Annotated in this window: 20 protein-coding genes; 6 read left to right on the plus strand and 14 right to left on the minus strand. The window is 40.7% G+C overall.

Annotated features, from left to right (window positions below; genetic code table 11):
- Positions 1-53 precede the first annotated feature (53 nt).
- The 7 genes from atpA to ACSC97_RS03130 all read right to left on the minus strand — a co-directional run bounded on the left by atpA (position 54) and on the right by ACSC97_RS03130 (position 5,411).
- Positions 54-1,598 carry a F0F1 ATP synthase subunit alpha gene (atpA, locus tag ACSC97_RS03100; protein ID WP_004777723.1) on the minus strand — a complete coding sequence of 515 codons (1,545 nt, stop codon included), beginning with the start codon at positions 1,596-1,598 and terminating at the stop codon, positions 54-56.
- Between the two features lie 42 nt (positions 1,599-1,640).
- Positions 1,641-2,177, minus strand: a complete 537-nt coding sequence (locus ACSC97_RS03105) for a F0F1 ATP synthase subunit delta (protein WP_004905545.1) — start codon at positions 2,175-2,177, stop codon at positions 1,641-1,643.
- Positions 2,178-2,189: 12 nt separating this feature from the next.
- Entirely contained in the window at positions 2,190-2,660 is a 471-nt protein-coding gene (locus tag ACSC97_RS03110) for a F0F1 ATP synthase subunit B (RefSeq protein WP_004905548.1), read from the minus strand.
- Between the two features lie 39 nt (positions 2,661-2,699).
- Positions 2,700-2,945, minus strand: a complete 246-nt coding sequence (atpE, locus tag ACSC97_RS03115) for a F0F1 ATP synthase subunit C (RefSeq protein WP_000424060.1) — start codon at positions 2,943-2,945, stop codon at positions 2,700-2,702.
- Positions 2,946-3,027: 82 nt separating this feature from the next.
- The gene (atpB, locus tag ACSC97_RS03120; RefSeq protein ID WP_004905552.1) at positions 3,028-3,903 is read right to left on the minus strand and encodes a F0F1 ATP synthase subunit A; all 876 of its coding nucleotides are present in this window, start codon (positions 3,901-3,903) and stop codon (positions 3,028-3,030) included.
- A gap of 99 nt (positions 3,904-4,002) precedes the next feature.
- Positions 4,003-4,401, minus strand: coding sequence for an ATP synthase subunit I (locus ACSC97_RS03125; RefSeq protein ID WP_004956567.1), 399 nt, complete (start codon positions 4,399-4,401; stop codon positions 4,003-4,005).
- A gap of 170 nt (positions 4,402-4,571) precedes the next feature.
- The gene (locus ACSC97_RS03130; protein ID WP_004905554.1) at positions 4,572-5,411 is read right to left on the minus strand and encodes a metal ABC transporter substrate-binding protein; all 840 of its coding nucleotides are present in this window, start codon (positions 5,409-5,411) and stop codon (positions 4,572-4,574) included.
- 165 nt (positions 5,412-5,576) lie between these two features.
- On the opposite strand from ACSC97_RS03130, the gene ACSC97_RS03135 reads away from it, so the two are divergent.
- Genes ACSC97_RS03135 through znuB form a run of 3 tightly spaced genes read left to right on the plus strand, consistent with a single transcriptional unit; the run spans position 5,577 to position 7,657 of the window.
- On the plus strand, positions 5,577-6,074 hold the full coding sequence (locus ACSC97_RS03135) for a transcriptional repressor (protein ID WP_004905556.1): 498 nt from the start codon (positions 5,577-5,579) through the stop codon (positions 6,072-6,074).
- Positions 6,047-6,835 (plus strand): zinc ABC transporter ATP-binding protein ZnuC, encoded by a 789-nt coding sequence (znuC, locus tag ACSC97_RS03140; RefSeq protein ID WP_436659275.1) that lies wholly within the window; start codon positions 6,047-6,049, stop codon positions 6,833-6,835. The genes ACSC97_RS03135 and znuC overlap by 28 nt, the downstream gene beginning before the upstream one ends.
- 3 nt (positions 6,836-6,838) lie before the next feature.
- Positions 6,839-7,657: a zinc ABC transporter permease subunit ZnuB gene (znuB, locus tag ACSC97_RS03145; RefSeq protein ID WP_436659277.1), complete on the plus strand. Its 819-nt coding sequence runs from the start codon at positions 6,839-6,841 to the stop codon at positions 7,655-7,657.
- On the opposite strand, the gene ACSC97_RS03150 is transcribed toward znuB, so the two are convergent.
- Entirely contained in the window at positions 7,654-8,280 is a 627-nt protein-coding gene (locus ACSC97_RS03150) for a LysE family transporter (RefSeq protein WP_004905561.1), read from the minus strand. The two genes, znuB and ACSC97_RS03150, sit on opposite strands and share 4 nt — an antisense overlap.
- 158 nt (positions 8,281-8,438) lie before the next feature.
- Here ACSC97_RS03150 and ACSC97_RS03155 point away from each other — a divergent pair, with 158 nt between their 5' ends.
- On the plus strand, positions 8,439-9,359 hold the full coding sequence (locus ACSC97_RS03155) for a Dyp-type peroxidase (protein WP_130576299.1): 921 nt from the start codon (positions 8,439-8,441) through the stop codon (positions 9,357-9,359).
- Positions 9,360-9,385: 26 nt separating this feature from the next.
- On the opposite strand, the gene ACSC97_RS03160 is transcribed toward ACSC97_RS03155, so the two are convergent.
- Positions 9,386-11,083 carry an NAD-dependent malic enzyme gene (locus tag ACSC97_RS03160; RefSeq protein ID WP_004956579.1) on the minus strand — a complete coding sequence of 566 codons (1,698 nt, stop codon included), beginning with the start codon at positions 11,081-11,083 and terminating at the stop codon, positions 9,386-9,388.
- A 468-nt stretch (positions 11,084-11,551) separates the two neighbouring features.
- On the opposite strand from ACSC97_RS03160, the gene argS reads away from it, so the two are divergent.
- Complete coding sequence (argS, locus tag ACSC97_RS03165) at positions 11,552-13,351, plus strand: arginine--tRNA ligase (RefSeq protein WP_087540517.1); 1,800 nt, start codon at positions 11,552-11,554, stop codon at positions 13,349-13,351.
- Between the two features lie 235 nt (positions 13,352-13,586).
- A complete protein-coding gene (locus ACSC97_RS03170) occupies positions 13,587-14,195 on the plus strand; it encodes an SPOR domain-containing protein (RefSeq protein WP_280095002.1) in 609 nt (202 codons plus the stop codon).
- 69 nt (positions 14,196-14,264) lie between these two features.
- Here ACSC97_RS03170 and ACSC97_RS03175 read toward each other — a convergent pair whose 3' ends face one another.
- From ACSC97_RS03175 to guaA, 5 genes are all read right to left on the minus strand, one after another.
- Positions 14,265-14,918 carry a glutathione S-transferase family protein gene (locus tag ACSC97_RS03175; protein ID WP_004905585.1) on the minus strand — a complete coding sequence of 218 codons (654 nt, stop codon included), beginning with the start codon at positions 14,916-14,918 and terminating at the stop codon, positions 14,265-14,267.
- 97 nt (positions 14,919-15,015) lie between these two features.
- Positions 15,016-15,414: an OsmC family protein gene (locus tag ACSC97_RS03180; protein WP_004905587.1), complete on the minus strand. Its 399-nt coding sequence runs from the start codon at positions 15,412-15,414 to the stop codon at positions 15,016-15,018.
- On the minus strand, positions 15,411-16,358 hold the full coding sequence (locus ACSC97_RS03185) for a pirin family protein (RefSeq protein ID WP_125299860.1): 948 nt from the start codon (positions 16,356-16,358) through the stop codon (positions 15,411-15,413). Before ACSC97_RS03185 ends, ACSC97_RS03180 begins: the two co-directional genes overlap by 4 nt.
- A gap of 161 nt (positions 16,359-16,519) precedes the next feature.
- On the minus strand, positions 16,520-17,434 hold the full coding sequence (locus ACSC97_RS03190) for a restriction endonuclease (protein ID WP_280095003.1): 915 nt from the start codon (positions 17,432-17,434) through the stop codon (positions 16,520-16,522).
- Positions 17,435-17,522: 88 nt separating this feature from the next.
- Positions 17,523-19,091 (minus strand): glutamine-hydrolyzing GMP synthase, encoded by a 1,569-nt coding sequence (gene guaA, locus ACSC97_RS03195; protein WP_004905594.1) that lies wholly within the window; start codon positions 19,089-19,091, stop codon positions 17,523-17,525.
- Positions 19,092-19,480 lie beyond the last annotated feature (389 nt).

Below are 19,480 nucleotides of genomic sequence, written 5' to 3' on the forward strand. Positions count from 1 at the left end.
TCTTTCGAGCTTCCGAAGGTTGATCCGTGAACCAAACTTAACTAAAGATAAACTTAGTAAGTTTGAGTCGCTTTGAAGCTCTCAATACCTGCTTTGAATGCTGCTTCGATGTCTTTGTTATAATCACCAGTTTCATCGATCTGTTGCATTAACGCAGCATGTTCTGAACGGAAGTAAGCAATTAACGCAGCATCAAAGTCTACGATTTTCTTCACTTCAACGTCAGCCATGTAGCCTTCGTTAGATGCATAAACAGATACAGCTTGGTCAGCAATTGAGTAAGGAGCATATTGTTTCTGCTTCATTAACTCAGTTACACGTTGACCATGCTCAAGTTGCTTACGAGTTGCTTCATCAAGATCAGAAGCGAACTGAGCAAACGCAGCCAATTCACGGTATTGTGCTAAAGCAGTACGGATACCACCAGACAATTTTTTGATGATCTTAGTTTGAGCAGAACCACCAACACGCGATACAGAGATACCCGCGTTCACAGCAGGACGAATACCTGCGTTGAATAATGATGTTTCTAAGAAGATCTGACCGTCAGTAATCGAAATTACGTTCGTTGGTACGAATGCAGATACGTCACCCGCTTGAGTTTCAATGATCGGTAACGCAGTTAAAGAACCAGTTTGACCAGTTACTGCACCGTTCGTGAACTTCTCAACATAGTCAGCTGAAACGCGCGAAGCACGCTCAAGAAGACGTGAGTGAAGATAGAATACGTCACCTGGATACGCTTCACGACCTGGCGGACGACGTAATAACAATGAAATTTGACGGTAAGCAACAGCTTGCTTAGACAAATCATCATAAATAATTAACGCATCTTCACCACGGTCACGGAAGTATTCACCCATTGTACAGCCTGAGTACGGAGCTAAATACTGCATCGCTGCAGGATCAGCTGCCGCAGCTGCGACAACAGTTGTATACGCCATAGCGCCAGTTTCTTCTAGCTTACGTACAACGTTTGCAATTGTTGATTGTTTTTGACCAATCGCAACGTATACACATTTAATGCCAGAGTTTTTCTGAGCGATGATCGCATCGATCGCCATTGCTGTTTTACCAGTTTGACGGTCACCAATGATCAACTCACGCTGACCACGACCTACAGGGATCATGGTATCAACTGATTTATAACCAGTTTGAACAGGTTCGTCGACAGATTGACGCCAAATTACACCTGGTGCTACTTTTTCAACAGCATCAGTTAGTTTTGCATCAATAGGGCCTTTACCATCAATTGGGTTACCCAAAGCGTCTACGACACGGCCAAGAAGTTCAGGACCTACCGGAACTTCTAATACACGACCTGTACAACGAGCTTTTTGACCTTCTTGAAGGCTTAGGTAGTTACCTAAAACAACGGCACCCACTGAATCCTGTTCTAGGTTCAGTGCCATACCAAATAAGCCGCCGTCGAATTCGATCATTTCACCGTACATTGCATCCGCAAGACCGTGAATACGCACGATACCGTCAGATACCATGACGATGGTACCTTCATTCTTAGCGGTCGCGCTGGTGTCCAGATCGCCGATACGCTGTTTAATGAGCGCACTGATCTCGGATGGATTCAGTTGTTGCATTGCGCTATTCCTCAATCTTTTTTAAGTTCAGTCTTTTTGCTGTTACGCAAGAAGACGAGTCCGCATTTTTTCAAGCTTGTTAAGCGCAGAGTCATCTATCACTTGGTCGCCTGCACGAATCACAACACCTGCGATTAACGCTGGATTAACGCTAACAGTCACATGTACAGTTCTGTTAAAACGTTTTTCAAGCGCATGAGCTAAAATATGCTCTTGTGTCGCATCCATTGGAAAAGCAGATTCAATCTCCACTTCCAACGTGTTGTTGTTCTGCGATTTAAGTAATTCGTATTCTGCAGCAATTTCAGGCAATAAAACTAAACGATCGTTATCTGCAAGAAGTGTCAAAAAGTTAGACACTGATTGAGATTGATCTTCACCTAAAACTTTCGCAAAAAGACCTACTTGTTCCGCAGGAGTCAGCTCAGGGCGATTTAAATAAGCGGAAAATGCTTCGTCTTGCACCGCAGCACTGAGCAGTTGTAACGCATTTGACCAAGCGTCAGTTGCATTCTGCTCAGATGCATAAGCAAATGCTGCTTTGGCGTACGGGCGTGCTAACGTCAAGAGTTCAGCCATATTTCGCCTCGCTTATAGTTTAGCAGCCAGCTGAGTCAGCATGGCATTATGAGCTTCTGCGTCAACTTGTTGGTTCAGAATTTTTTCTGCGCCAGCAACTGCCAAAGCAGCAACTTGTTGACGTAATTCTTCGCGAGCAGCATTGATGTCTTGATCAACAGTTTCTTTCGCCTGTTGACGAATACGCTCACCTTCAGCCGCAGCCTGGGTACGCGCTTCTTCTACCAATTGTGCTGCACGACGGTTCGCTTGTTCGATCAATTGAGCCGCTTGTGCTTTCGCTGCATCTAACTCTGCCTTAACTTGTGCTTGCGCATCAGCAAGGTCAGCTTTAGCTTTTTCAGCAGCGTTTAAGCCATCAGCGATTTTACGCTGACGCTCACTAATCGCATTGATTAGTGGTGGCCAAACAAACTTCATGCAGAATGCGACGAACATCGCAAATGCAATTGCTTGACCAATCAATGTGAGGTTGATATTCATTTCGCTATTCCTCAATATGTGGATTTAGGAATTAAGCTATTAACCTACAAATGGATTAGCGAAGATGAAGAACAAGCCAATACCAACACCGATCATAGGCACAGCATCAAGAAGACCCGCGATTAAGAACATACGAGTTTGAAGTTGTGGAGCCAATTCTGGTTGACGAGCAACAGCTTCCAAGAAGCGACCACCTAAAAGACCAAAACCAATCGCAGTACCTAAAGCACCGAAAGCGATCAAGATAGCAGATGCAATTGCAACTAGACCTAAAGTGAGTTCCATGAAAAATTCCTCAGAGGTTAGGTTATTACCAAATTAAACTAAAATTTAAGCCCAACCATCAGGTGATAGTTAGGCAATACCATTAATGCTTTTCGCTTGCCATGCTCAAGTAAACGATGGTCAGCATCATAAAGATAAATGCTTGCAGCGTGATTACAAGAATGTGGAAGATAGCCCAAGGCACAGATAACGCCCACTGGATCCAGAACGGTAATAACGCGATTAAGATGAAGATTAACTCACCTGCATACATGTTACCGAACAGTCGTAGAGCCAACGAAACTGGACGAGCAAGGAAAGTTACTAATTCCAAAATCAAGTTCACTGGAATCAATAACGCTTTTGCAACTGGGTTACTTGGATTAAACGGGTTAAGTGCCAACTCGCCAACGAATCCTCCAACACCTTTTTCACGGATGCTGTAGAACAAGATCAACACAAATACCGACAATGACATACCTAAAGTAATGTTCGGGTCAGTAGATGGAACAACCTTGAAATAAACGTGGTGAGGGTCCATACCAAATACACTTGCACCAATCTGTTGAGCTAGATAAGGAATCCAGTCTACAGGAATCAAGTCCATTGCGTTCATGAGGAAAATCCACACGAAAATGGTCAATGAAAGTGGAGCAATTAAACGTGATTTGCCGTGGAAAGTATCACGAACACTTGAGTCAACAAACTCAATGATCATCTCGATCGCTGATTGGAATTTAGTTGGTACACCTGCATTCGCAGCTTTCGCAACTGTCCAGAACAACAAACAGAAAATAACACCAAGTCCGATAGACCAACCCATTGAATCCAAGTGAATTGCAGTGAACCCCATCGATTGAGCTTCTTCAGCAGTCTCAGCCAATTTCCATGTACCATCAGGCATTTTGCCATAGGTCATATTGGTCAAGTGATGCTTGATATACTCGGTCGAAGTCAGGGCATGTTCTTCAGCAGCCATAAATCACACCTGGTCAATGTCAATCATTAAAAAGAAGTTAAACGAACCATGCGTACTGCAATAATCTCGTTTTTACTTCCAAAAATCTCAAAATGTGCTTTATCCACGTTTTTGTAGACGCGACGCCCAAAACGGCGCGACCCACGACATCGCTTGTACGAGGATAAATCCACTAAACAATGCAACCGGTGACAGCGGTTTAACATTGCTTAAAATTAATATAAAACCAACGATCACAATCGCAAACTTCCCAAGCATGCCTCGATACATGTTTAGCATGACTTGTTTTGATGCTCTGGCACCTGCCGTTCTGAACGACTGCCAAGCAAAATAACAGTGTGCTAACCAACAGACCAAAGCTCCAAGCGCAGCACTTAAAGCAGCAGTTGTATCTTTAATCAGCCAAGCCAATAAAGCTGCCACTGGAATCATACACGCTTGTAAGAAGACCAAAGCTTTTGCTAATCGTCGGTCAATCATGCGACTAGTTCGGCTCATTTTTTACCCACTTACAGCGTAACTGCTTGACAAGTTTTATTGATGATCGTTTCGAATCGCAGGCATTATAGAGTTACACCCCTGAACATGCAATCTTTTCTCGACTTAAGTCTGCTTTTTTCGTTACCATATTTTCTGACGATAGAGTCAACTCAATTAATTTTTTTTCATCATTTTTGCGCACTTAATACGCACTTATCGGTTTTTGAAGCCAATTTTTTCCAAGCAACCACAAAATCATCCTCCCCTCTCATGCTTTCATCTACCGATTCAAAGATGATGGGATTCAGCTTCTGATATTGGCTTGAACTTGCCGAAGTTTCAGCCAATAGGCACATTTTTGACTTTGGTCGACTATCTTTTAAGTACTTTATTTGTGCAGCTGTAGGCGCAATATGCGGATCATCAGTTAATGCTCCAGCAAACTTCAAATTCAGCGCCCGCTCTAAATATTGATAGGCATCATGATAAGACCAATATGGTTTTGCCTTATTAGTACTCTCGTATATTTGCGAAGCCTGTAGCATTTGTTGTGCAAAGTTTTTTGCATTTGACATATATTTATTTTTATTTTCAGGATTTTGCTGTGATCGCAATGTCGCAATAAAGAAGGCAATACGAACCGCGTTGTTCGGTTCCAGCCAAACATGACTATCCATCGTATTCGCCAAAGCTGCTCCACGTAAACTACGCTGAGGAAGTATCGTTAAAATTCCTGAGTCCAATAAAGCAATCGCTTTTCTATTTTGTCCTAGGAGCTTTTCTAAAGGTGCTTCATGTGCCTTGCCTAGCCATATCACTAAAGAGGCATCCTGAATCGCTTTGCGGTGAGCAGGTGTCAATTGAACATCATGTCCTGTTTGATCATTTAAAAGTAATACAGGCTCTTCAATTCCTTGTGTTACTTCCTTAGCGATCAAATAAATGGGATGTGTCGAAACCACTAAACTTTGAGTCCACCCCCATGTACTAAACATTGAAAAGAAAACAAAGATTAAAAGGCGTGACATTACAGTAGTACTCAACTTAGCGAAGCATGTTATAATATAACAAAAGTTAAAAATTGCCTATGTCTATTTTCCAAGCCCCTTGTCATCATAATCATCAAGATCACGATATAGATAGTTATAGATCATTTGCATGTTATGATATGTGCAAAACAATGAGGTCAAGTTATGAGTTCTTGTTCACATGAACATGATAATGCTTTGCACGGTGTCCACGGTCATCACGATATTAAAGCAAGAATTGCGGAAGCAGAGCTTTTATGTACTGCGGTTGGCGCACGACTAACACCTTTACGCAAAGAAGTTCTTGAACTCATTCTAAATGCCTCGGCACCTATGGGTGCTTATGATCTTCTGGCAAAAATAAAAGGACAAGCTGATCGTCCTGCTGCACCACCCACCGTGTATCGAACATTAGATTTCCTGCTAGAGAAAGGCTTAATCCATCGTTTAACCTCAATCAATGCTTACATCCCTTGCTGCCATCCACGTGAAGGACATCAAGCTGCTTTTTTGATTTGTACAGAATGCCACTCTGTAAAAGAAGCATCTGCTCAAGGCTTAATTCAACAGTTAGATCAATTGGCGGCATCTGATCAATTTATCGCGCAACACAGCATTATTGAAATCTCTGGAAAATGTCATCAGTGCAGCACTCGTCAATAAACCCTTCATTGATTGAACTTGAAAATATTTCGGTTCGACGAGATGAACGAGACATCCTTAGAAATGTTAATTTTGCTTTACAAGCAAAAGAAATCGTCACATTGATTGGTCCGAATGGCGCTGGTAAGTCTACGTTGATCAAAGTATTGCTTGGCATCATGCAACCCAACGCAGGCAAAGTCACTTTTGCTAAAAAGCTAAAAATGGCATATGTCCCACAAAAATTTAATCCGTCTAGCAGCCTGCCCTTACGTGTCCAAGACTTACTTGATCTAGAAACATGTGCAAGTGATCTTCGCAAAGAAATTATTCAGGACACTGGGATTTCAAAACTACAATTATCTAAAGTTCAGCAGTTATCTGGAGGAGAACGTCAACGTGTTCTCCTTGCTCGCGCCTTATTACGTCAACCTGATATTTTGGTTCTTGACGAACCCATGCAGGGTTTAGACATCCAATCAGAAGCCGAACTGTATGAATACGTACGTAGTCTGCCAGAGCGTTATGGTTGTGCTGTTTTAATGGTTTCTCACGATTTACAGTGGGTTATGCAAGGTACGCATCGTGTAGTTTGTCTCAATAAACACATTTGTTGTAGCGGACTACCTGAAAGCATTCAACAGCATCCTGAGTATCAAGCAATTTTCGGAACTCAACGCATGTTTTATCAGCATCACCACAATCATTGTGGGCATAGCGATCATGTTGAACCCTGTACGCATGACCCTCGTCCGCATATCCACCCTGAACCAAAGGTCTAAGAGATGATGGAATGGTTAGAGTTACTGTTACCTGCTTGGATCATGGGGACATTGCTAGTATTTCTTACAGCACCTTTAGGTTGTCTGATGCTTTGGCGCAGGATGTCATTTTTTGCAGACACTATGGCGCATGGCACATTACTCGGTGTTGCTATAGCAGGAATGCTTCAACTGCCTTTTTGGTTAGGTGTTGGTTGTTTAGCAGGACTCTTAGTCGCTATTTTATGGGTTCTACATGATTCAAGATTGCCAAATGATGCCTTATTGGCATTGTGTTCAGCGACATTACTGTGCTCAGGCCTACTTCTAATACAGCATTTACCAAGTTTAAGACCTGAACTATTAAGCTATTTATTTGGCGATCTGTTGAGTATCGAATGGGCTGATTTACCTTTATTTGCGATTGTTATCGCTGCAGCATTGATTGTTCTTTATCGCTCATGGTCCGCACAAATTCAGATTTCTATTGATCCTGACATTGCGATCAGTGAAGGCGTGAATGCTAAATGGCAACGTCTAGTTTTTATGTTGCTTCTCGCTTTATTTACCGTGTTGGCACTTCGCGCAGTAGGCTCTCTACTGATGGGTGCTTTGCTGGTCATTCCCGCATTGAGTGCTCGCTTACTGGCTCACTCCCCTAAGCAAATGGTGATTTGGGCATTTGTGCTTGCTCAATTTGGAGTAACCGTTGGATTATGGTCAAGTGCAGCATTAAATATTGCTACAGGATTAAGCATCGTTTTGTGTATGGCACTGACATTCGCAGCTATTTTCGCAACACAAAAATTTAAATCTCTTAGCGGGTCTTCAGCAAAAGATTAACTCGTTTGCTGAATTGCACTCAACAATGCAGCTGCACAACCAAACATCACCGCAAAACTTCGATTTAAATATTTTTGCTGTCGAGGTGAACGCAGTAATCTCAAGATTTTTGATGCAAGTCCTGTATATGCTGCCATCACCATCAAATCAATCACGACCATTGTAATCGCCATGATCACATATTGTATCCACTGCGGTTGGTTTAAATCTAAAAATTGTGGGAGTACAGCCAACAAAAAAACGATAGCTTTAGGATTACTCATGTTGACGATGAATCCTTTAAACACCAGTACTAAAGCAGGTGTGTTTTTCTGCTCGGTTTGAATATCAATATTTTGAGCTGGGGCAGTCCACTGAACATAAGCTAAATATAATAAATAAATGACCCCAAACCATTTCACCACCTGAAACGCCCACGGTGTCGTCGCAAAAAGAACTCCCACCCCTGCGGCTACAATCATAATTTGAATAATCAAAGCCAGCTGCAAGCCAATCGCATTCCAATAGCCATGCTTAAAGCCATAGTTTAAACCACTCGACATTGAAGCGATCGCCCCCGCCCCTGGAGAAAGACTAATCACCCAGCATGCCAACATAAAGGCGAACCAAACTTGGAAACTCATATATAAAAGAGATAAATAAAAGTGGAATTATACTGTTTTATTGCTGAAATTTTCTGCTAATTCATGAGGTAAAAAAGAATAAATAAACTATTAAACTGTTATATCATCAGGCACAATATTGTTTTTTGCTGTATTAAAAAATAATTAAGGAGATTTTAATGACTGCTCAATCTGTCATTCTTCCACTACCTTCAGATCATGCACGCTTTATTGTGCTTCGCTTAAAAGATCTTACAATTTCTGAATTAAAACAACAGATTGAAGCTCTCCTATCAACTCGCGACCGCCTCATCACCCAACATCCAAATGATCAAATTAAAACTGCCGTTGCGTTTGGTCCTGAGTTGTGGGCACAACTCAGCACTGAAACACCAGAAGGTTTTAAACAACTCGACCCTCAAAGTGGCGCATTTAATATGCCTGTTGTACCTGCAGATGTATTTATTCATATTGCAAGTGCACGTGCTGATATTTGCTTCTCAATCAGTCAAGCTTTCTTTGCAGGCATTCAAGACAAAGTAGAAGTCTTGGATGAACGCCATTGTTTTAGATTTTTTGATGGACGTGATATGACAGGATTTATTGACGGCACTGAAAACCCTCAATTTCCTGACGATCGTGCTGAAGCTGCGTTGCTACCTGAGCAAGCAGGCAAATTTGCGGATGGAAGTTTTATTTTTGCACAGCGTTATGTCCACGACTTAGCGAAATGGCAACAACTCAAAGTCGATACGCAAGAGCAAGTATTTGGTCGTACCAAATTAGAATCCATTGAACTAGATGATGATGTAAAACCTGAAAACTCCCATGTTGCACGTACAGTCGTGGAGGACGATGAGGGTGAAGAAATGGAAATCCTCCGTCACAGCTTGCCATATGGTGATGGCAAAGGTGAACAAGGTTTATTTTTCGTCGCCTATACCAATGATCTAAATATTATTGATGCAATGTTACAGCGTATGTTCGGAACTGCTGGTGATGGCATTCATGATCGCCTATTACATTTCACTACAGCAGTTGATGGTGCCTATTACTTTGCGCCTAGTGATGAACTTCTAGAGGAAATATTGGCAGCATAAAAAAGGAGCGTAACGCTCCTTTTTATTTAAAATGGGATTCGTTTATATCGACGGTATTCAGGATGCCAAAAAGATTCTTCTATTTTTTGCTGCAATAAATCATCACTGATCGTTACCGCAACACCATCTTGAATCGCAGCTTTCGCCACCTCAAAAGCAATCACTTTAGACACAGCCTGAATCTCACCTAATGGAGGTAATAAGTCTGCTTGAGCATCTGCTAATAAAGGAGAGCAATCAGCCAATGCACGACTTGAAGCCATCAACATATTTTCAGTGATTCGGGTAGCTGCACAAGCGACTACACCCAAACCAATACCTGGGAAGATATAAGAATTATTGCACTGAGCAATATTGTATAGTTGACCATGATAATTCACAGGTGCAAATGGACTTCCCGTTGCAATCAACGCACGCCCTTCAGTCCACTCGATTATATCTGCAGGTACTGCTTCGACACGAGAAGTTGGGTTTGATAAAGGCATGACTATAGGACGTTCGCAATGTGCCGCCATGGTACGAATAATTTCTTCAGTGAATAAGCCTGGTTGCCCCGAGACACCAATCAATACGGTCGGTTTGACATTCTGCACAACATCTAATAAAGAAATAATATCTTCAACTTTCGCCCATTGCTCGATGACTTCCGCCTTTTGCGCTAACTTACGCTGGAAATCTAACAAGTTCGGCTGATTTTCAGTGATTAAACCAAAACGATCAACCATATATACGCGTGCACGTGCTTCAGCATCCGTCAAACCTTCTGCCATCATTTGGGCAATAATTTGTTCAGCAATACCACAACCTGCTGAGCCTGCCCCCAAAAAGGCAATTGTTTGATCTTTTAATTGTTTTCCTGCTGCTCGACTCGCTGCAATCAAACTTCCAACCGAAACTGCTGCAGTACCTTGGATATCATCATTGAAACAACAAATCTTATCGCGGTATTTTTGCAATAACGGCATGGCATTCTTTTGAGCAAAATCCTCAAACTGAATCAAAGCTTTTGGCCAACGTCGTTTAACCGCATTGATCACATGATCAATGAATTCATAATACTCATCGCCATTGATACGAGGCTGACGCCACCCCATATAAATCGGATCATTTAATAGTTGCTGATTATTGGTCCCAACATCAATCGTAATCGGCAAAGTATAGGCTGGGCTAATTCCGCCACAAGCAGTGTATAAAGACAGCTTCCCAATCGGGATACCCATCCCACCAATTCCTTGGTCGCCTAATCCTAAGATACGCTCACCATCAGTAATCACGATCACTTTTACGTTGTTTTTATTCACATTTTGTAAAATATCATCAATAAACTCACGATCAGGATATGAGATAAAAACACCACGATGACGGCGGTAAATATCTGAGAAACGCTGACATGCCTCCCCGACAGTTGGCGTATAAATAATCGGCATCATTTCTTCTAAATGATGTTCGATGAGGTGATAAAACAAGGTTTCATTGGTGTCTTGAATATTGCGTAAATAGATATGCTTATTGATGTCATCACTAAACGCACAATATTGCTGATATGAACGCTGACTCTGTTCTTCAATAGTTTCAATAATATGTGGAAGTAAACCGTGCAAATTAAAGTTGGTTCGTTCTTCTTGAGTGAACGCCGAACCTTTATTTAAAAGTGGTAATTCTAGGAGGGTATAACCTGCATATGGGATATAAAGAGGGTGTTTACTTGGATTTCCTGTTGTCATTGCCTATCTCTTTTTCCAGCTTAGAGCACAAAAGCCTCTTAAAGATCACTTCATGCTCGTGGTGTCTAATAGCTTAAGGCTATTTCGTATAAAAATGACATTTTAAACAGTGATACAGTTCAGGCTTAGTATTCAATAGCGACATACAAGAGATATTTCATAATATTTTCATACAATTATAATTATTTTGTGATAATTCATAGTTATCAATAAATCTTAAGCACATAAATTTTGATGTTATCAACCATTTCATAATTAAATAATATAAAACTCTTGAACACTTGATCCAAACCACATTCATTCAAATCAGAAATTACCAATCAAACTAAAAGTTGAGATTCAATAAACCTCTCATTCACACAGGTCATTACTTAACTAAAATTATTCACTCAGCCGCCAAATGTCTCCCCTAACAGGAGCGAAATTTGCTATATTTAGCGTTTTTCCGCGACATTTATTTCGGTAACTATGAATACGGCAATACAATCAGCTCTTGATCATGCGGTGCAATCCCTTCAACAACAAGGGGTACTTCCTTCAGATTGGACAAACACGAGCCATTTAACCCGTACCAAAGACCGAAGTCACGGTGACTTTGCTTCGAATATTGCGATGATTGGCTCGAAAGCTGCAGGTATGAAACCTCGTGATCTTGCTGAAAAAATCCTAGCAGCACTTCCAGAAGTTGCTGATATTAGTAAAGCAGAAATTGCTGGTCCAGGATTCATTAACTTCTTTTTAAATGCTGATCAACGCTTTGCTGTGCTCGACCAAATTCAAGCACAGAAAGATCAATATGGTCGTAGCCAAGTGAACGCTGCGAAAAAAATCCAAGTTGAGTTTGTATCAGCGAACCCTACTTCTAGCCTACATGTTGGGCATGGTCGTGGCGCTGCTTACGGTATGACTGTTGCAAACTTATTAGAAGCAACAGGCGCTAAAGTTGATCGCGAATACTATGTAAATGATGCTGGTCGTCAAATGGATATTTTGGCGACTTCTACTTATTTGCGCTATTTAGAGTTAACAGGTCAAACCCTTGTTTTCCCTAAGAATGCCTACCAAGGCGACTACGTGAAAGAAATCGCACAAAGCATCATTGATCAAGATGGTGATGCTTATGTTCGTCCAGTTGCAGATATCTACAAAGATGTACCAGAAGACGTTCAATATGCAGAAGAATTAGACGCTGATGGCAACAAAGTTGTGCTCTCTGGGGATAAAGAAAAACATATTGATGGTTTAATTGCGAATTCTCAAAAGCATTTAGGTGAAGGCTATCGCGTTTTCCACCAAGCGGCTTTGCATGCCATTTTAGATGATATTAAAGACGACCTCGCAGACTTTGGTGTGACTTTTGATCAATGGTTTAGTGAAGCATCATTGGCTGATAAAATTGATGAAGCACTTGCAACGCTTGATCAGCGTGGTTTCCTCTACGAAAAAGATGGCAATATCTGGTTTAAATCAACCGAATTCGGCGATGAAAAAGACCGTGTTGTGAAACGTCGTAATGGTCAAACCACTTATTTTGCGTCTGACATTGCTTATCATTTGAATAAATTACAACGTGGTTATACTGACTTAATTGATATTTGGGGTTCAGACCATCATGGTTATATCTCACGTGTCAAAGCAGCAATTGACGCGATGGGCTATGACTCGAAGAAATTGACTGTACTTTTAGTTCAGTTCGTGAGTTTGTGGCGTGGCGGTGAGATGGTACAAATGTCATCTCGTTCAGGTCAGTTCGTCACATTGCGTGATCTACGTAAAGAAGTTGGTAATGATGCGGCACGCTTCTATTACGTGATGCGTAAATCTGAGCAACACATTGATTTTGACTTAGACCTCGCAGTTTCGCAAAGCAAAGACAATGCGGTGTATTACATCCAATATGCGCATGCGCGTGTAAACAGTATTGTCAATCGTGCTAAAGAAAAAGGCATTGTATTTGACGCTACGAATGCACGACAGTTTGCTGATCTATTAACCTTAGAGACAGAAACAGAAATCCTTGCAAAATTAGCAGCTTATCCTGAAATTGTTGTACGAGCTGCAAATGTTTGCGAACCACATCAAATTGGTAACTATCTCAAAGATTTGGCTGCACTATTCCATGGTTGGTATGCACAAGATGGTGTGAAATTTGTAGATGAAACAAATACCTCATTGTCTCAAGCACGCTTACTGCTCTCAACGAATGTACAGCAAGTGTTACGTAATGGTTTAGAGTTATTGGGCGTATCTGCACCAGACTCAATGTAATCTAAACAACGTTATAATTAATAGATGCAAGCAAAGTTCGCTTTGCTTGCTTTATTATTTATATCGTTTAAGTTTAAGAAATGAGAGATTCATATTCACTTTACAGAAAAAAACACTATCTTAGGTTTTATCTGATAAATAATAAGGTGAATAACGCATTATTTTTGAACATAATGCTTTGTTTATTCAATGATTCACGTTACAAATAACATAATAGGATCAAGAGGAATTTCAGGTGTTTGGAAAAACGCAACGTGGTGTATCTGAACGACCAAATAAACCCCAAAAACCACTCATACCTAAGTGGCTCGGTATGCTTGTAGCCATTTTGGCGATTCTATGTGTTGCGGTTATGTTGATGCTATGGAAACCATGGCAACCTGTACCTGCTAAAAACCAGGTGACATCAGAGCATTATCAAGAAGAAGATACCAACAAAGACTATCGCTTCTATGATCTGCTCCCTCAACAACAAGTCACTCCAATTCCTGAACAAGCTGTTCCTGAAACCAAACAGCAAGGTAATGTCGTGATTATTGAATCCCCAACCGCAGAGACGACAAACGCTGATGCGTCAGGAGGAATTACGCCAAGTGAGCAAACGGCTCCGGCTCAAGCCACTTATATTTTACAAGTGCGAAGCTATCCCGATCCTGATAGTGCCGATGCAAGACGTGCCGAAATTATTTTGAATGGTTTATCGGCAGATGTAGTCAAAACTGTTGAAAATGGTCAAACATGGTATCGTGTTTTTTCAGGACCATACGATAGCCAAGATGCCGCTTTAGCAGCACAACAAACACTTCAAAATAGTGGTATTGATTCGATTGTCATCAAACGTTGATGGGCAAAATATCAAATTAAAAAGGAACGCTTGATCGTTCCTTTTTTATTTAGATCAGGATTATTTGAACTAGCCACACTCAGATTCTAAACTTTTCTGTTCGGCACGTTGAAATGCCGCGCGCTCTTGTATTCGCTGTACAAAGGCTTGAATATTTGGGTATTTCCCATGTAGACGTTTTTGTAACGCAATCAATGGGAAAGCCATTTGAATATCAGCAAATGAAAACTCACCTGCAAAATAATCATGTTCAGACAGATATTGTTCTAAATACAGAATATGTTCTTTTACACGAGGACGAATAAAACCACCTTTTACGCCATCTGTGATTTTCTCGGCAATTGGACGAATCACCCACGGTACATGCTTACTGACATTGTTCATGACTAAAGTCATCACCAAAAGCGGCATCAACGAACCTTCTGCATAATGCATCCAATAGTCATATTGTCTTTGATCTTTCGCTTGTTGGGGTTTGAACTGTTGAAGTCGATCATATTGTTGCTGCAAATAATCCAAAATCACTGCCGATTCAACAATCACATCGCCATCATCTACCAAGATAGGTGCTTTGCCGAGAGGATGTATGTTTTTAAGGATTTCTGGTGCTGCGTAACTGGCTGACCTTTGATAAAACTCTACTTGGTAGTCCACACCAAGCTCCTCTAATGCCCACAGTATTCGAAATGAACGTGAGCATTGCAGATAATGTAAGGTAATCATTTTGTGTGCCTGCTTGTGCTACGCAACTGTTGTTTTTTATCCCTCTAACAGTTGCGTTTAGAATTATGTTTTGCCCAAGCACAATAGCACTAAAGCCTTAAAGAATCACGGTCTGAATGTCTAAACTGCGTAACAAAGTTTTAGTGACAGGTGTCTTGCTACATACATTGAGAAGTTTTTCTTTTAGCTCTGGTGAAACAGGTTGCTTAAAGGTGACACGACGTTCAATTCGCTCCTGTTGTTCCCGATTAGTATGAAAATCCACCTCAACCGTAAACTCACCTAAGTCTATTTCTTTATGTTGAGCATACATGCGCAATGTAATCATGGTACATGATGCTAGGCTAGCTGTAAGAAAATCATATGGTGCGGGACCTGTGTCATGTCCACCGAAAGATTCAGGCTTATCTGTCAAAAATTGATGCGTTCCACTAGTCACTTCCCCTTTCCACGGTTCAGGTAAAGTTAGAACTTTTGCACTTGCGATAACACTCATTTTGAAGCCCTCATTTGATCAGGTAGCGTTGGTGCTTCCAAACGTTTGCCTTGATAATCTGGAATCTCACCAAAGCGTGCATCATGGTTAATCCAGTCTTCACGTGCTTGCTGCAAGTCTTCCATCGTGCGTCCTACGAAGTTCCACCACAACAAAATAGGTGATTCAAAAGGTTCACCACCAATGAGAAGCACTCGATTACCAGATTTGATTTCAACTTCGATTTCCGTCAAACCTGTTTCTAAAACCACCATATTATCAGCAGTTAATTCATGTCCGTTCACACGAGCTGTGCCATCAAGCGCCATGAAAGCATATTCAAATGCTGGATTGAGTGGTATACGCGTTTTAGTATCCGCTTGAGCTGTTAGATCAACACCAACTAAAGGTGTATGTACTTGAACTGGAGAAAGAGTATTGAGGAAGTCACCGACTAAGACTGTAAATTCAACTTGATCTTTAACCACAACAGGCAGTTCTGGGTAATGCTCAAAGTTAGGCTCCATATTGCGCTTGTTATCAGGAAGAGCAATCCACAACTGTGCAGCATGCATTTGAGTTTCAGTATCAGGCGCGACCTCTGTATGAGAAATACCACGTCCAGCTGTCATTAAGTTTACTTGTTTTGGACGAATAAGCTGTTTTGAACCCAAGCTATCGGTATGCATCATGGTGCCTTCAATCATCCATGTAAAGGTTTGCAAACCAATATGAGGATGTGGCCCAACATCTAACCCATCTCCAGCTGGAAAGCTGACTGGCCCTGCATGATCTAGAAAGCACCAAGCACCAACTAAACGTTTTTGGCGGCTTGGCAATGCACGTTTAATCGTTGTCCCTTTTCCAATCTCTGCTGAACGGATCGTAAAATCTTGAATAAACTGATTAATATAAGTTTCACAGTCTTTTGAATCAGAAATGTCGTAATCGTTATTATTACTCATGATGTCGCTCTCTTTTACCTATGCTGTTGCAATGAGTTGTTCTCATGATCTTAGCAACTCAAGCATGAATCAATATAGTGTTTTGGTAATACGCTGAGTGTTATCTTTGGGACAATATTTATTTGGGTATACATATGCAAATAAATAGCTCTTAAATACTCTTAAAAATTATCTTCATCAAAGCGATCTTGATCTATTTTATATATATGAAAACTTCGTTCTATTTGAACACCTAATCCGAATTCAATCATTAATGAAGTTAGCTTATTACCATCAATCAATACAATTCCTGATTTCTTAGCCGATTCAACTGCTTCCTTGCTAAAATTCGAAGTCGTGATGAACACACCTTTCTTAGCGACCTGATCAGCTAATGCACCTTTGAACTGTTGAATATCAGGACGACCCACAGTATTTTCCCAGCGCTTAGCTTGAATATAAATCTTATCTAATCCCAAACGATCTTCACTAATAACTCCATCAATCCCACCATCATTTGTTTTCCCAATCGCTTGTGCAGCATCTTGATGTGAACCGCCATATCCCATAGCTACTAAAAGATCGACAACGAGTTGTTCAAAAAATCTTGGGGAATTTTTTTTAATTTTATCTAATAATTCATCTTTTAATGACTCTTTAAGCTCCTTCGATGCGACTTCAATACTTTCCTCTGGGGTCTGTTCATTTTGATTCACTATCGCTGATTGATAGACTCCCCCATTTTCCACCACTTTTCCTGATTTAAAAGCCACAAAACTCTCAAATTGATTTAAAAAATTATTATCAATAGTTTTTAAATTGGATAGATCTATTGAATTTCCTAATTCACTGATTTGACAGAATGCTCTTTTAGGCTGCTCAATTAACCCAGCTTTTAATAAATAAGTTTTTGCCCAACTTAGTCTATCGCTAAACATATTCAAACCACTAGGCAGCCGCTGTGCTAGATCTTCATCTGTTAATGAGAGTTGAATTGCCAATGTATTTTTAATATCAGCAATAGTTACAGCTTCTGTTTGCATCTTTAAATATTTCAGCATAGGAAGTGTGAGTTCATGATATTTGGGTACAGGCATTTTGATTGTCTTAAAGTGCTATTTTTATACATATTAAAATAAAAAAGAGCGCCTAAGCGCTCTTTTTTTAATAATTTTCTTTGGAAAATTATTCCCATTCGATCGTTGCTGGTGGCTTGGATGACACGTCATAAACTACACGTGAAACATCTTTGATTTCATTCATGATACGCGTAGAGATTTTATCAACTAACTCGTATGGCAAGTGAGCGAAACGCGCTGTCATAAAGTCAACAGTCTCAACCGCACGAAGTGCAATCACCCATGCATAACGGCGACCGTCACCCACAACACCCACTGATTTCACAGGTTGGAATACCGCAAATGCTTGAGCAGTTTTGTCATACCAACCACTCGCACGAAGTTCTTGCATAAAGATGTCATCAGCAAGACGTAGAATATCTGCATATTCTTTTTTCACTTCACCCAAAATACGCACGCCCAAACCTGGACCCGGGAATGGATGACGATAAATCATGCTATGAGGTAAACCTAAAGTTGTACCTAATTTACGTACTTCATCTTTGAATAAGTCACGTAATGGTTCAACAAGATCAAAAGCTAAATCTTCTGGTAAACCACCTACGTTGTGATGAGATTTGATGACGTGTGCTTTACCTTGTTTGCTTGCAGCAGATTCAATCACATCAGGATAAATCGTACCTTGTGCCAAGAATTTTACGCCATCAAGTTTACGAGCTTCCTCTGCGAATACTTCGATAAACTCACGACCAATGATTTTACGTTTTTTCTCAGGATCAACTTCACCCGCTAACGCAGTCAAGAAACGCTCTTCTGCATCTGCACGGATCACACGAATACCCATGTTCTCTGCGAACATCTGCATAACTTGATCACCTTCGTTTAAACGAAGTAAACCATTATCTACAAATACACACGTTAACTGATCGCCAATCGCTTTATGCAACAATGCTGCGACTACAGATGAATCAACACCACCTGATAAACCTAAAAGAACTTTTTCATCGCCGATTTGTTTACGTAATTGTTCTACACGTAAATCAATGATGTGCTCAGGTGTCCAAAGACCACGACAACCACAAATTTTATGAACAAAGTTAGAAAGTAATTCTTCACCTTTCGCAGTGTGAGTCACTTCAGGGTGGAATTGAACACCATAGAAACGACGTGTTTCATCACTTACAGCAGCAAAAGGACAGCTTGGTGTGCTTGCAGTAACTTGGAAACCTTCAGGAATCGCGCTTACTTTATCACCATGACTCATCCAAACATGCAGCTGGTTCTCACGATCTTGCAAGTTACCAATTAACTGGTCACGAACCAAGATATCAACTTCTGCATAACCAAATTCGTGAACTGTACCTGGCTCTACCTTTCCACCAAGTTGTTCCGACATGGTTTGTAAACCATAACAAATACCCAAAACTGGCACGCCTAATTCAAACACGATTTGAGGTGCTCGTGGGCTACCCTCTTCATGTACACTCTCAGGGCCACCTGACAAAATAATCCCGTTTGGATTAAATGCACGAATATCTTCTTCAGACATGTCAAATGCATACATTTCAGAATAGACACCCGCTTCACGTACACGACGTGCAATCAGCTGGCTATATTGAGAGCCGAAATCCAAAATAAGGATACGATCTTCAGTAATTTGAGTATTGGTCGTCATGGGATAATCATAAAGGCAAATGAATTAAGCGCCACATTCTAACATTTTTCACGCTTTGGCGCATCGCAATTCATCATCTATCTTATTTTTTAGCTTTACTTGCTAATCCCTGCTGAAATTTAAACTAAAATTTCACAACTTTTTGCCTATTTTAGAGAGTTTAATCAACAATTCTTGCCAATTCTGCTCAACACAAAGCAAAAATTGGTGCTAAGATGATGAACTGAAAAAAGCATTACCATGGAAAGGTATTCAATAGATCCCATCGTTTCCTTTTTATGTGAATGCGATGTCCTTGATAAAAGGAAAAATTAAAAGAATCTAAAGATATTGGTGTACCACCAATGTCCTAAAACATTTCATTATCATCTATGGCTTGTCTTGTCATA

Source organism: Acinetobacter sp. P1(2025), from assembly GCF_051390655.1.
GTDB classification, from domain to species: domain Bacteria; phylum Pseudomonadota; class Gammaproteobacteria; order Pseudomonadales; family Moraxellaceae; genus Acinetobacter; species Acinetobacter junii.